The sequence below is a fragment of the Kutzneria sp. CA-103260 genome (assembly GCF_018263855.1).
In the GTDB taxonomy this organism is placed as follows: domain Bacteria; phylum Actinomycetota; class Actinomycetes; order Mycobacteriales; family Pseudonocardiaceae; genus Kutzneria.
Genome location: NZ_CP073318.1, coordinates 8,765,323 through 8,778,970 on the forward strand (window position 1 = coordinate 8,765,323; position 13,648 = coordinate 8,778,970).

9 protein-coding genes, 2 tRNA genes and 1 pseudogene are annotated in these 13,648 nt (G+C 69.0%); all 12 read right to left on the reverse strand.

Annotation, left to right across the window (positions count from 1 at the left end):
- Position 1: 1 nt before the first annotated feature.
- The 12 genes and pseudogenes from JJ691_RS38775 to dnaN all read right to left on the reverse strand — a co-directional run bounded on the left by JJ691_RS38775 (position 2) and on the right by dnaN (position 13,407).
- Positions 2-550, reverse strand: coding sequence for a DUF2020 domain-containing protein (locus tag JJ691_RS38775; RefSeq protein ID WP_211764472.1), 549 nt, complete (start codon positions 548-550; stop codon positions 2-4).
- A gap of 35 nt (positions 551-585) precedes the next feature.
- A complete protein-coding gene (locus JJ691_RS38780) occupies positions 586-2,895 on the reverse strand; it encodes an RCC1 domain-containing protein (RefSeq protein WP_211764473.1) in 2,310 nt (769 codons plus the stop codon).
- A gap of 276 nt (positions 2,896-3,171) precedes the next feature.
- A tRNA-Ala gene (locus JJ691_RS38785) sits at positions 3,172-3,244 on the reverse strand.
- A 50-nt stretch (positions 3,245-3,294) separates the two neighbouring features.
- Positions 3,295-3,411 (reverse strand): annotated as a pseudogene (locus JJ691_RS38790) (DLW-39 family protein); the annotation flags it as partial.
- Positions 3,412-3,664: 253 nt separating this feature from the next.
- Positions 3,665-3,738, reverse strand: a tRNA-Ile gene (locus tag JJ691_RS38795).
- A gap of 49 nt (positions 3,739-3,787) precedes the next feature.
- A complete protein-coding gene (locus tag JJ691_RS38800) occupies positions 3,788-4,639 on the reverse strand; it encodes a DUF3566 domain-containing protein (RefSeq protein ID WP_211764475.1) in 852 nt (283 codons plus the stop codon).
- A gap of 45 nt (positions 4,640-4,684) precedes the next feature.
- Positions 4,685-7,198 (reverse strand): DNA gyrase subunit A, encoded by a 2,514-nt coding sequence (gene gyrA, locus JJ691_RS38805; RefSeq protein WP_211764476.1) that lies wholly within the window; start codon positions 7,196-7,198, stop codon positions 4,685-4,687.
- A 52-nt stretch (positions 7,199-7,250) separates the two neighbouring features.
- The gene (gene gyrB, locus JJ691_RS38810; RefSeq protein ID WP_211764477.1) at positions 7,251-9,227 is read right to left on the reverse strand and encodes a DNA topoisomerase (ATP-hydrolyzing) subunit B; all 1,977 of its coding nucleotides are present in this window, start codon (positions 9,225-9,227) and stop codon (positions 7,251-7,253) included.
- 270 nt (positions 9,228-9,497) lie between these two features.
- Positions 9,498-10,013 carry a DUF721 domain-containing protein gene (locus tag JJ691_RS38815; protein WP_249227286.1) on the reverse strand — a complete coding sequence of 172 codons (516 nt, stop codon included), beginning with the start codon at positions 10,011-10,013 and terminating at the stop codon, positions 9,498-9,500.
- A gap of 205 nt (positions 10,014-10,218) precedes the next feature.
- Positions 10,219-11,352, reverse strand: a complete 1,134-nt coding sequence (gene recF / locus JJ691_RS38820; protein ID WP_211764478.1) for a DNA replication/repair protein RecF — start codon at positions 11,350-11,352, stop codon at positions 10,219-10,221.
- Complete coding sequence (gene gnd, locus JJ691_RS38825; protein WP_211771983.1) at positions 11,352-12,236, reverse strand: phosphogluconate dehydrogenase (NAD(+)-dependent, decarboxylating); 885 nt, start codon at positions 12,234-12,236, stop codon at positions 11,352-11,354. The genes recF and gnd overlap by 1 nt, the downstream gene beginning before the upstream one ends.
- Before the next feature lie 34 nt (positions 12,237-12,270).
- The gene (dnaN, locus tag JJ691_RS38830) at positions 12,271-13,407 is read right to left on the reverse strand and encodes a DNA polymerase III subunit beta (RefSeq protein ID WP_211764479.1); all 1,137 of its coding nucleotides are present in this window, start codon (positions 13,405-13,407) and stop codon (positions 12,271-12,273) included.
- Positions 13,408-13,648 lie beyond the last annotated feature (241 nt).

Sequence of the window (13,648 nt, forward strand, 5' to 3'; positions counted from 1 at the left end):
CTCACAGTCCGAGGGCGGCGATCGCCTGCTTCACCACCTGCTTGGCCTTGATCGTCTGCTTCTGGTCGGTGTACGCCACCACCGCCGCGCCGGCCTTGGACACCGCGTACACCGCGCCCGTCGACGTCGCCTCCGACCCGCCGCTCCAGCCTCCCGGCAGGTCCGCCTTGTCGGAGCTGCTGATCGGCGCCGCCTTGTTCACCAGCGCCGTCGCCGCCCCCGCGTCCCCCACGTACACCTGCACCACAAGCTGCTTGTCGTTGCCGAAGCTGTAGAAGAAGCACGCCGGATGCGGCTTGTCCGCGGAGATCATCACCTTGGTGACCTTCTCCCCGTTGGCGTCGGCCACAAAGTCCGAGCTCAGGTACGGGCACTGCGCCGTCGTGGCCGCCACCGGATCCCCCGGCGCCGCCGCGCTGGTCGACGTCGGCGCACTACTCGTCGTCGGCGACGGCGTGGTTGTGGTCGGCGCCGCCTGCGGCTGCGACGAGCAGCCGGCGAGCGCAACAGCGGCGAGCAGGACTCCGGTGTACAGCGCGGCGTTCCTCATAGGGCCGACAGTCAACCAGAGTCCCGCTCCCCACCTCAGCCCTGGTGCGGCACCAGGGCCATGCTGCTGGTGATCGCGGACACTCCGGTCAGTCCTTGAATCTGACGCGCCCGCCCGTTGGACGACGCCCGCTCACCCCAGAACCACACGGTTCCATCGGACTTCAGGCCGTAGCCGGCGTCGACAGCGACGGCGATGGCGATGGCGATGGCGATGGCGATGGCGATGGACGTGATACCCGAGACGTCCTGCGCCTGCGTGACCGTGTACTGCCAGCTGTCATCGAACTTCCCGTTGTCCAGCCGCCCGTACCGGGTGTTGCCCCAGCCCCAGACCGTGCCGTCCGATTTCACGGCCAGGCCGAAGTCCTGCTGCGCGGCAACGGAAACGATGTTGGTGAGACCGGGGATCTGCACCGGGGACGTTGCGTCACCGCTGGCACTGCCGGTATTCAACCCGTTCGCACCCTTACCCCACACCCACACCGTGCCGTCCGACTTGACCGCGTATCCCTGCCCGTCGCCGCCGGCGATCCCGGTCACGCCGGTCAGCTCCGGAACTTGCGTCGCGGCCAGGAAGTTGGCGCAAAAGCCACTCGTGCACGGCCCGTCACCGAACCCGCCATGCTGGTCGTCGCCCCAGGCCCAGACGGTGCCGTCGGACTTCAGCGCGTAGCTGTCAACGGCTCCACTGGCTATGGCGGTGATGTCGGAGAGGCCTTGGATGTGGTTGCCGGTCAAGGCGAACTGGCCATCCGACGCGTTGATGATGGGGTAGACCGTCTGCACCGTGCCATCGGTCATCAGCACGATCGCCCTCGAGAAGTTCGTGGGGCTGTTGGCCACCGCCCGAACACCGGTCAGCCCCGGCACTCGTACCGGCACGTTCTGCGCGCACACGCTCGTGTTGCTCGTCGCGGCGTTGGAGCACTGCGGCGTGTTGCCCCGCGACTTGTCGCCGTAGTTGCTGCCCGCAGCCCAAAGCGTGCCGTCGCCGCGCAAGGCGAGCGAGGTGTCACCGAGGCTGGCGATAGACGTGACGTCGGTCAGACCGAACACCCCGGCGGGCACATCCGTCCTCGCGCCGTAGGTTCGGTTGCCGAGTTGGCCGTACTCGTTGCTGCCCCAGGTGTAGACGCAGCCGGCGGTGCAGTGCGTGGTGCGCGGCGCGAAGTAGCCGGCGATGTCCAGGACCAGGTCCACCGATCCGCCGTGGCTGTACAGATCCAGCTTCCGGTCGGCGCTGACCGCCACCACCGCCAGGTTCGGCGAGGTCTGTCCGCCCACCAGGTTCAGGTTCGACGGACCGTTCGCGTCCCGTCCGGCCCCGTCCGGATACGCCGCCACATACGTGTTCGCGGTCGGGTTGGTCCCGGTCAGGTTCGCGACGATCGCCGTCGCACTCATCGGCACCCGACTCGACAGATCGAGCTTCGCCGTCACGTCCGATCCCAGCGTGCCGATGTCGCTTCGATCGGCGCTGATCCCGTACCGCGTGTCCAGCACTCGGGCCGGGCTCAGCGGGCTGAACGTCGCCGTCGAGTCGCTGGAGTAGTAGCCCGCCACGTCGGCGATCAGGTCCACCGACCCAGAGTGGTTGTACAGATCGACCTTCGCCCCGGCCCCCAACTGCACGGTCACCAGGTTCGGCCGCGTCTCGCCGGCTGCCAGGTTCAGCGCCGACGACGCCGGCTGGGGCTGACCGTCCGGCCACACCGACACGAACGTGTCTGTGGTCGTGTCGGTCCCGGTCAGATTCAGCACCACAGCCGACGCCGTGCTCGGTACTTTGCCCGACAGGTCCAGCACCCGGGTGGAGTTCGGCCCCAGCGCGCCACCGCTGTCGCGGGTGTCCAACGCCCGCACGGGAGTCAGCGCGGTGTACCCGACCCCGGCGCTCGGCGAGTAGTAGCCAGCAAGATCGGCAACCAGGTCCACCGACCCCGTGTGGTTGTACAGATCGACCTTGGCCCCGGCCCCCAGCTGCACCGTCACCAGATTTGCGGAGGTCTGTCCTGCCACCAGGTTCAGGTTCGAGCTGATCGGCCTCGGCACCCCATCCGGCCACGCCGTCACGTTGGTCGACGCGGTCACGTCGGTGCCCGTCAGATTGAGCACCACGGCCGTCGCGTCCGCGGGCACCGCACCGGAAAGATCCAGCACCCGCGACTGGTCCGCTCCGACCGCCCCGCCGCCATCCCGGGTGTCCAACACCCGCGTCGGCGCCACCGCCGTATACCCGTTGCTGTCCGGCACCACCCCCGCCGGCACATCCTGCGCCGCCGCCACTCCAGCTCCACCCACGACCACCGTCACAACGGCAGCCGCCACCACCACACGTCTCATCTGGTCTTCCCCCCTGTACGCGGACCCACAAAGTCACGCGCGACCAGACGCTAGTTCCACCGCTTCCCCCCAACAAGACACCAACCGGCCTACCCCGGGGGCGAGCGAAGCGAAGCCTGATCGACAGGCGATGGCGAGCGCAGCGAGCCGAGCCCGAACGGGGGTGCAGGGGGGCGAAGCCCGCCCTGCCTTGGGGTCTGGGGCGAGAGCCCCAGTGTGATGACGAGCGAGCGAGGCTAGGACGCGAAGCGTCCAGCACAGCTCGCCACGAGCGAGTGGAGACAAGGGGAATCGAACCCCTAACCCCCGCCTTGCAAAGGCGGTGCTCTGCCAATTGAGCTATGTCCCCGAGGGGCCCGCGGGCTCAGACCGCGCTACCCCGATGATCGTCCAACCTCAGTCGGTCGGAGCCGTAGCCTCGCGCCACAGGTCGGCCTCGGCCTTGGCGGAGCGCTGCTTCCGCACGATGAACAGCACGACCCCGGCCACAGCCACGAGCGCGATGAGCTTCTTCACGTCTGGTCGCCTCCTTGGCGCTTGCCACCCCATAAGACAGGACAGGTAGTCCCAACATACACGTCGCCCCGCTGGGATGACTCCCGCCGCCGGCTCACCCTCGGCCCCACTGTCGCTGTCACATCGGAGCGGGGGTGCAGGGGGGCGGAGCCCGCCCATGCCTGGGGGCATGGGGCGCGAGCCCCACAAGAAGCCAGAAACGATAAATGCCTGGAAGCGAAGCTTCCAGGCACACCTCACCCAATCGGTTCGGTGGGCCCAGGAGGACTTGAACCTCCGACCTCTTCGTTATCAGCGAAGCGCTCTAACCGCCTGAGCTATGGGCCCTTACGGGAGAAGAGATTACCGCACTCCTCTCCCCTGATCCAAACCGGGTCTACTCCCGCTCGGAGAGGGTCACCTCGACGCCTCCGGCCAGGTCAGCGCACACGTTGTAGATGAAGGAGCTGACGGTGGCCATCGCCGTGAACAGGATCACGTTCACGAGTCCGACGACGGCGGCGACGCCGAAGACGCGGCCGGCGCTGATCAGGTCGCCGCCGCTGTTGTCGCCGCCCTGCACGAGGTCGTTGTAGGTGCCGTTGAGCTTGGTCCACACGTTCATGCCACCGAGCACGCTGTACAGCACGCCGACGGCGACCATCCAGACCAGGAACATGGCGAAGCCGAGCACCAGCGCCAGTTTGAGCACCGACCACGGGTCGACGCGCTTGATCTGGAGGCTGGCCCGCCGCGGTCCCCGGCCGGGGCGGCGCAGCGCGGTGGGCGCGGCGGTGCCTCGAGGCGGGGTGGCGGTGGGGCCGCCGAGGTTGACCGAGGTCCGGGTGGACACGGTGGGCGAGTCCAGCGGGCTGGCGACCGGCGCGGGCGGCACGGACGGTGCGACCGGCCGGAAGTTGGTGGTGGCCTGCGAGCTGGTGTCGACCGGTTCGTGCTCGTACGCGGTGGACGCGATGGTGGTGCTCGCGGCGGCCGCCGCCGTGTCGGCGGTGACCCGCTGCCAGGGCGGCGGCGCCGAGGAGGCCGCCGGCTCGGCCGCGGCGGCGTCCCCGGCACGGAACTTGGCGGTTTCCTGCTCGTGACTGGCGGCGCCGTTGGTCGCCGGCGCGGCCGCGGCCGCGGGCTGCGCCGGCTGGGCCGGGGCTTCCTCGGTCGCGACCGACTTCTTCTCGACCTGGTCGTGCTCGGTCTTGGCGTCCGGCTGTTCCGGGTTCTCCGGAGTTGTCACGAGAGGTCCTCAGTCAGCTTGTCGTTGTCTTCCCGGTGGCGCTGCCTACTCGGCCACGTCCGGTGCGGAGGTCTGGTCGTCCTCTTCGGAGACGTCCGTGGGCTCGTCGGCGTTGCGTGCGACACCCATCAGGGTGCCCCCTTCGTCGAGGTTCATCAGCCGCACCCCCTTCGTCTGCCGGCCAGCCTTGCGCACCTGTTCGACGCTGGTGCGAATCACTCCACCAGATGACGTGATGGCGTACAACTCGTCGTCCTCGTCGACGATCAGCGCACCGACCAGCCTGCCACGCTTTCGGTCGTACTGGATGGTCAGCACGCCCTTGCCGCCGCGACCCTGGATCGGATAGTCGTCGATCGGCGTCCTCTTGGCGTACCCACCATCGGTGGCGACAAGCACGAACTTGTCCGGCTGCACGACGCCCATCGACAGCAGCTCGTCGCCGGAGTTGAAGCGCATGCCCAGCACGCCGGAGGTGGCCCGGCCCATCGGCCGCAGCGTCTCGTCGGTGGCGTGGAACCGGATCGACTGCCCGTCGGCGGAGACCAGCAGCAGGTCGTCCTCGGCCGCGCAGAGCACGGCGCCGACCAGCTCGTCGTCCTCCTTGAGGTTGATGCCGATCAGGCCGCCGGACCGGTTGGAGTCGAAGTCGGCCAGGCGCGACTTCTTGACCAGGCCGGTCTTGGTGGCCAGCACCAGGTAGGGCGCGACCTCGTAGTTGGGGATCTCGATGACCTGGGCGATCTCCTCGCCCGGCTGGAACGCCAACAGGTTGGCCACGTGCTGGCCGCGGGCGTTGCGGTTGGCCTCGGGCAGCTCGTACGCCTTGGCCCGGTAGACCCGGCCCATGTTGGTGAAGAACAGGATCCAGTCGTGGGTGGAGCAGACGAAGAAGTGGGCGATGATGTCGTCCTGCTTCAGCGCCGCACCCTGGACGCCCTTGCCGCCGCGCTTCTGCGAGCGGTACAGGTCGGTCTTCGTCCGCTTCGCATAACCCGTTCGAGTGATCGTGACAACCACGTCCTCGACGGCGATGAGGTCCTCCATGGAGACCTCGCCGTCGAACGGCAGGATCCGGGTGCGCCGGTCGTCGCCGTACTTGCCGACGATCTCCATCAGCTCGTCGCGGACGATGGCGCGCTGCCGCTCCGGCTTGGCCAGGATGTCCTGCAGGTCAGCGATCTCGATCTCGATCTCGGCCAGCTGGTCGACGATCTTCTGCCGCTCCAGGGCGGCCAGCCGGCGCAGCTGCATCTCGAGGATGGCGTTGGCCTGGATCTCGTCGACGGTGAGCAGCTCGATCAGGCCGACCCGGGCGTCCTCGACGGTGGGTGACCGGCGGATCAACGCGATCACCGCGTCCAGCTGGTCCAGCGCCTTGACCAGGCCGCGCAGGATGTGGGCCCGTTCCTCGGCCTTGCGCAGCCGGAACCGGGTCCGCCGGACGATGACCTCGATCTGGTGCTTCACGTAGAGCCGGATCATCTGGTCCAGGCGCAGCGTGCGCGGCACGCCGTCGACCAGGGACACCATGTTCACGCCGAACGTGTACTGCAGCTGGGTGTGCTTGTAGAGGTTGTTCAGCACGACCTTGGCCACCGCGTCCCGTTTGAGCGTGACGACGATGCGCATGCCGGTCCGGCTGTTGGACTCGTCGGCGATGTTGGCGATGCCGGTGAGCTTGCCGTCACGGACCAGGGTGGCGATGTTCTCCACCAGGTTGTCCGGGTTGACCTGGAAGGGCAGCTCGGTGGCGACCAGGATGACGCGCCCCTTGCTGTCCTCCTCCACCTCGACGACGGCGCGCATGCGCACCGAGCCGCGGCCGGTGCGGTAGGCGTCCTCGATGCCGCGGGTGCCCAGGATCAGGCCGTGGGTCGGGAAGTCGGGGCCCTTGATCCGGGCCATCACCGCTTCCAGCGTCTCCTCGTCCGGCGCGTCCGGGTTCTCCAGCGCCCACACCACCGCGTCCGCGACCTCGCGCAGGTTGTGCGGCGGGATGTTGGTGGCCATGCCGACCGCGATGCCGGCGCTGCCGTTGATCAGCAGGTTGGGCACCCGGGAGGGCAGGACGATCGGCTCCTGGATGCGACCGTCGTAGTTGTCCCGGAAGTCGACGGTCTCTTCCTCGATGTCCTGCAGCATGTGCATGGCCAACGGGGTGAGCCGGCACTCGGTGTACCGCATGGCGGCGGCCGGGTCGTTGCCGGGCGAGCCGAAGTTGCCCTGGCCGTCGACCAGCGGGTAGCGCAACGCCCACGGCTGGGCCAGGCGCACCAGCGCGTCGTAGATCGACGAGTCGCCGTGCGGGTGGTAGTTGCCCATCACGTCGCCGACGACGCGGGCGCACTTGTTGTAGCCGCGGTCCGGCCGGAAGCCCGAGTCGTACATCGAGTACAGCACCCGCACGTGCACCGGCTTGAGGCCGTCGTACACGTTGGGCAGCGCGCGACCGACGATCACGCTCATCGCGTACGCGATGTAGGAGTTCTGCATCTCCTGCTGGATGTCGACCGGCTCGGTCCGCCCGTGGTTGTCGGGCGGCAAGGTTTCGGTCACGACTGGGAGTTCCTTTCACACAAGGCGAGGAGGAGGCGGTGGGGCCGGGACGTCACACGTCGAGGAACTTGACGTCCTTGGCGTTGCGGGTGATGAAGGACCGCCGGGCCTCGACGTCCTCGCCCATCAGCACGCTGAACAGCTCGTCGGCGGTGGCCGCGTCGTCCATGGTGACCTGGAGCAGCACGCGGTTGCCCGGGTCCATGGTGGTCTCCCACAGCTCCTGGGCGTTCATCTCGCCGAGGCCCTTGTAGCGCTGGACGCTGTCGTCCTTGCCGATCCTCTTGCCGGCGGCCAGCCCGGCCTCGATCAGGCCGTCGCGCTCGCGGTCGGAGTAGGCGTACTCCGGCTCCACGCCGCGCTGCCACTTGATCTTGTAGAGCGGCGGCTGGGCCAGGTAGACGTGCCCGTGCTCGATGAGCGGCCGCATGAACCGGAACAGCAGCGTGAGCAGCAGGGTCCGAATGTGCTGGCCGTCGACGTCGGCGTCGGCCATCAGCACGATCTTGTGGTACTTGAGCTTGGTCAGGTCGAAGTCGTCGTGGATGCCGGTGCCGAAGGCAGTGATCATGCTCTGCACCTCGGTGTTCTTCAGCACACGGTCGATGCGCGCCTTCTCCACGTTGATGATCTTGCCCCGGATCGGCAGGATCGCCTGGTACATGGAGTCCCGGCCCTCCTTGGCCGAGCCGCCCGCCGAGTCACCCTCGACGATGTAGATCTCGCACTCTTCCGGGTCGGTGGACCGGCAGTCCTTGAGCTTGCCGGGCAGGCCGCCGATGTCCAGCGCGCCCTTGCGGCGGACCAGCTCGCGGGCCTTGCGGGCGGCCAGCCGGGCCTGCGCCGAGGACACCGCCTTGTTGATGATGATCTTGGCCTCGGCCGGGTGCCGGTCGAACCAGTCGGCGATCCACTCGTTGCAGGCCTTCTGCACGAAGGACTTGGCCGAGGTGTTGCCGAGCTTGGTCTTGGTCTGGCCCTCGAACTGGGGCTCCTTGAGCTTGACCGAGACGATGGCGGCCAGGCCCTCGCGAATGTCCTCGCCGGAGAGGTTGCCGTCCTTCTCCTTGACCAGCTTCTTGTCCTTGGCGTACTCGTTCACCACTCGGGTGAGCGCGGCTCGGAAGCCCTCCTCGTGGGTGCCGCCCTCGTGGGTGTTGATCGTGTTGGCGAAGGTGTAGACCGACTCCGAGTAGCCGGTGTTCCACTGCATGGCGATCTCGACCTCGAGGTCGTCGCCCTTGGCGTCGAAGGCCACGACCTTCTCGTGCAGCGCCTCGCGGGACCGGTTGATGTGCCGGACGAAGTCCTCGAGACCGCCCGGGTAGTGGAAGGTCTGCTCCTTGACCCGCGCCACCTGGCCGTCCGCGTCGGCCTCGGCCTCCTCCTCGGAGACCCGCTCGTCGCGCAGCACGATGGTCAGGCCCTTGTTCAGGAAGGCCATCTCCTGCAGGCGGCGGGCCACCGTCTCCAGGTTGTACTCGGTGGTCTCGAAGATCTCCGGGTCGGCCCAGTAGGTGATGGTGGTGCCGGTCTCGGTGGTCGCCTCGCCCTTGTTCAGCGGGCCGGTCGGCACCGAGTTCAGATAGGACTGGGTCCACACGAAGCCGTCGCGCTTGATCTTCACCTCGAGCCGGGTGGCCAGCGCGTTGACCACGGAGACGCCGACGCCGTGCAGACCGCCGGAGACCGCGTAGGAGTCGCTGTCGAACTTGCCGCCGGCGTGCAGCGTGGTCAGCACCAGCTCGACGGCCGGCTTCTTCTCCACCGGGTGCTCGTCGACCGGGATGCCACGGCCGTCGTCGATGCACTCGATGCCGCCGTCGGCCCGCAGCACCAGCACGACCTTGGTGGCGTAGCCGGCCATGGCCTCGTCGACCGAGTTGTCGACGACCTCCCAGATGAGGTGGTGCAGGCCGCGCTCGCCGGTGGAGCCGATGTACATGCCCGGCCGCTTGCGGACCGCCTCGAGACCCTCGAGGACGGTGATGGACTTGGCGCTGTACTCAGCGTTGGTGTTGGCAGCCACGAGTTTTGCTGTCTCCCTCTGGGACGCCACGCAGGACTGGTTTGCGAGCCTGCGCGGACGACCGTCCAGCGCTGCCGTGCTCACATCCTCCCGAAAGTATACCGGGAGAGCCTGCCGAAAAGGCCGCTAGGACCCGCCTGAGAACGTCACAGAAGCCCGGAAGTGAGTGAACGAAGGTCCGCGGGGCTGCGGATGTCACTCGGTCCGGCTACGTTCGTCTCCGTGAGCCGTGATTTCCCCGCTGCCGTGTTTCCCGTGAAACATGGTGTGTCAGCCGTAGGTGTCGCGTGGTCCGCGACCTGGGGCATGTAGCGGGCCGAATCGCCAGTTGGGGGCCGACGGGCCCTGCACCTTGAGCCGCTTGACCACGTTCGGGCCGACGCCCTTGGCGATCTGCTGCAGCAGCTGGCGCTGGAGCAGCCGGAGCTGGGTCGCCCAGGCCGTCGACTCGGCCTGCACCACCAGCTCCCCCTCACGCAACGTCACCGGCTTCGCGTGCTGGGCCACCTCGGCGCCGACCAGGTGCGGCCACTTGGCGAACACCTGGCCGCCGGAGAGCTGATCGCTCCAGCCGCGGTCCATGGCCAACCGGGACACCAGCCGGCCGAGCGGCTGCGGGTCCCGGTCGTCGGCCCCGGACCCCGACCAGCGCCGCCGGCGGCCGCGCTTGACCGCGGGCATCGTGCGCTTCGACGGCTTGCGGGCCTTCGACGCCTCGCGGGCCGCGGCCAGCGCCGCACGGGCCAGATCCGACCCCTTCAGTCCCTCGGGCAGCCGGTCGTTCACTCGTTCGGGTTGTCCACCATCAGGTGACGGGTTGGGGGTAGATACCGCCCGGTTTGCTCCATTTGCCGCATTTTCGGCCGGTGTGGCTGGCGATCGATGCCCCCGAGTCACCGAGTTATCCACACCATCCACAGGTTTATCCCCAGATGTGGGGTACGCCGAGCCATCCATGCGTACCCCTAGTGGCGGATTGCCCGCGAGCTCATCAGACACGGTTCACCTCGCCGTCGCGGACCTCGTACCGGGCGCCGGCCAACTCCTCCGGCACGTCCTCGGCGACCGCCGCGGTCACGAGCACCTGCTCCGCGTTCGCCGCCACCTTCGCCAGCTGCTGCCGCCGCCTGCGGTCCAGCTCGGCGAACACGTCGTCGAGCACCAGCACCGGCTCGGCCCCATCATCGCGCAGCAGGTCGTACGCGCCCAGCCGCAACGCCAGCGCGAAGGACCATGACTCTCCGTGACTCGCGTAGCCCTTGGCCGGGTTGTCGCCGAGAGCCAGCTCCAACTCGTCCCGGTGCGGGCCGACCAGGCAGACGCCCCGCTCCACCTCCTGCGGACGGACCCGGGCGATCTCCGTGAGCAGCGCCGCCTCCAGCTCCGCGACATCCGCCCGTTCCCGCTGCGGCAGCGCGTCGCCCAACGTCGACCGGTACCGGATGGAGACCGGCCGCGACTCCGGCGCGACCCCCGCGTAGTTGGCCGCGACCAGCGGCGCGAGGTCGTCGATCAGGTCGAGCCGGCCGGCCAGCAGCTGCGCGCCCTGCGCGGCCAGGTGGCCGTCCCACACCTCCAACGTGCTGAGGTCGCCACGACCGCCGGCCCGGCGCGCCGCACCCGCCGACTTCAACAGAGCACTGCGCTGCTTGAGCACACGCTCGTAGTCGGAGCGGATGCCGGCATACCGAGGTGCCCGCGCGACCAGCAGGTCGTCCATGAACTTGCGGCGCTCGCCGGGATCGCCGCGGACCAGCGCCAGGTCCTCCGGCGCGAACAACACAGTGCGCAGGATGCCCAGCACCTCGCGCGGGCGAGGCACCGGGCCGCGGTTGATCCGCGCCCGGTTGGCCTTGCCCGGCGTGATCTCCAGTTCGACCAGCAGCTCGCGGCCGGCGTTGACCACGGCGGTCCGGATCACCGCCCGTGGGCTGCCGGACCGCACGAGCGGGGCATCCGAGGCCACCCGGTGCGAACCCAGGGTGGCCACGTAGCCGATCGCCTCGACCAGGTTGGTCTTGCCCTGGCCGTTGGAGCCGACGAACACGCTCACGCCGGGGTCGAACGCCAGGTCGGCGTGCGCCCAGGAGCGGAAGTCGACGACCTGGAGGTGTCTGACGTACATCAGGCTTTCTGGACCGCGTGGCCGCCGAACTGGTTGCGCAGCGCCGCGACGGCGCGCATCGCCGGCGAGTCGTCCTGGCGGGAGGCGAACCGGGCGAACAGCGCGGCGGAGATCACCGGCGCCGGCACCGAGTGGTTGATCGCCTCCTCCACGGTCCACCGGCCCTCGCCGGAGTCCTCGACGTAGCCACGCAGGTCGTCCAGCTCGGGGTCCGAGTCCAGGGCCCGGACCAGCAGGTCCAGCAGCCAGGACCGGACCACGGTGCCACGCTGCCAGGCCTTGATCGTCGCCGGCACGTCCGTGACCAGCTCGGACGCCTCGAGCAGCTCGAAGCCCTCGGCGTAGGCCTGCATCAGGCCGTACTCGATGCCGTTGTGCACCATCTTGGAGAAGTGGCCGGCGCCGACCGGGCCGGCGTGCGCGAAGCCCTCCTCGCGCGGACCCTCCGGACGCAGCGCGTCGAAGATCGGCATCGCCTGCTCGACGTGCTTCTTGTCGCCGCCGACCATCAGGCCGTAGCCGACGTCCAGACCCCACACGCCGCCGGAGACGCCGCAGTCCAGGTAGCCGATGCCCTTGCTGTCCAGGTGCGTGGCGTTGGCGGAGTCGTCGGTGAACCGCGAGTTGCCGCCGTCGATCACGAGGTCGCCCTCGGACAGCAGCTCGCCCAGCTCCTGCACGGTCTGGCGGGTCGGGTCGCCCGCCGGAACCATGATCCACACAGTCCGCGGCGCCGCCAGCGCGCCGACCAGGTCGGCCAGGCTGGCGACGTCGGTGACGTCCGGGTTGCGGTCGTAGCCCACCACCTCGTGGCCGGCCTTGCGCAACCGCTCCCGCATGTTGAAGCCCATCTTGCCAAGGCCGATGAGTCCGAGCTGCACGATCGCGGTCCTCTCCGTGTTACAGGCAGCCAGCTGGTCAGCCGGGCAGACGCACCGGCATCAGCAGGTAGAGGTAGCCCTCCACCACGCTTCCATCCTCGCCCACCGGCTTGATCAACGCGGGCCTGCTGGGTGTGGTGAACGACAAGTGGGCACGATCGGTGCGCACCGCGGCCAGGCCGTCGAGCAGGTATCCCGGGTTGAACGCGATGGTCACCGGGTCGCCGGTGAACTCGACCGGCAGCTCCTCCTCGGCGCTGCCCTCGTCGTCGCCGCCGGCGGTCAGCCGCAGGCCGCCCTCGCTGAACTCCAGCCGGACCTGGGTGCCGCGCTCGGCGACCAGCGACACTCGCTTGATCGCGTCCTGCAGCGAGGACACCTCGATGATCGCGGCGGCGTTGTGCTCGGCCGGCAGCAGCTGCCGGTACTTCGGGAACTCGGCGTCCAGCAGTCGGCTGGTGGTCCGCCGCCCGGTGCCGGACAGGCCGAGCAGGCCGTCGCCGGAGGCCAGCGACAGCTCGACCGTGGAGCCGGCGCCGCCGAGCGTCTTGGCCGCGTCGGCCAGGTTGCGGGCCGGGACCAGCACTGCGGTCTCGACCTCGTCGGCCGGCTCCCAGTCGAACTCGCGCATGGCCAGCCGGAACCGGTCGGTGGCGACCAGGGTCAGCTTGCCGCCGTTGAACTCGACCCGGACGCCGGTGAGCATCGGCAGCGTGTCGTCCTTGCCGGCCGCGACCGCGACCTGGCCGACCGCCTCGGCGAACACCTCGCCGGCCAGCGCACCCGCCCGCTGCGGCATCGCCGGCAGTGCCGGGTAGTCCTCGACCGGCATGGTCGGCAGGCTGAACTTGGCGCTGCCGCACGTGATCGAGACGCGGGCCCCGTCCACGGCGATCTCCACCGGGTGGTTGGGCAGCGCCTTGGTGATGTCGGCGAGTAGCCGGCCGGAGACCAGGGTCTTGCCGCCGGCCGCGATCGTCGCCGGGACACCCACCTGGGCCGAGACCTCGTAGTCGAAGCCGGAGACGGTCAGCGCGTCGCCGGTGTCGCCCTCGTCGGAGCCGGCGTCCAGCAGGACACCGCCGAGGACCGGGACCGGCGGCCGCGACGGCAGGCTCCGTGCGACCCAGGCCACGGCGTCGGCTAGACCGTCGCGCTCGACGCGGATCTTCATGAGGGCGTCCTTTCCTTCGGCACGACCGTGATCGTCCCCGTGTCGTCCGGGCTCGGCACACGACCGGGTCCTAGGGGAGCCCAACGGTAGAGCGTGCGAGGTCGCTTCGTCATGTCGGGGCGGCTCGACGCGAGGTCCGCCCGAGGCGAGGTGTCCCCAGCTTCGGCCACCCCCTGTTTTTCTTCTTTTCATCTCTTCAAAGAGATCACCAGTAACAGCAGTAAGGGTTGTGGATTGTGTG

Coding starts and splice junctions, on each gene's coding strand:
- JJ691_RS38780 (WP_211764473.1), bottom strand. CDS start 2,895: ATGAGACGTGTGGTGGTGGCGGCTGCCGTTGTGACGGTGGTCGTGGGT.
- recF (WP_211764478.1), bottom strand. CDS start 11,352: ATGTACGTCAGACACCTCCAGGTCGTCGACTTCCGCTCCTGGGCGCAC.
- dnaN (WP_211764479.1), bottom strand. CDS start 13,407: ATGAAGATCCGCGTCGAGCGCGACGGTCTAGCCGACGCCGTGGCCTGG.
- JJ691_RS38775 (WP_211764472.1), bottom strand. CDS start 550: ATGAGGAACGCCGCGCTGTACACCGGAGTCCTGCTCGCCGCTGTTGCG.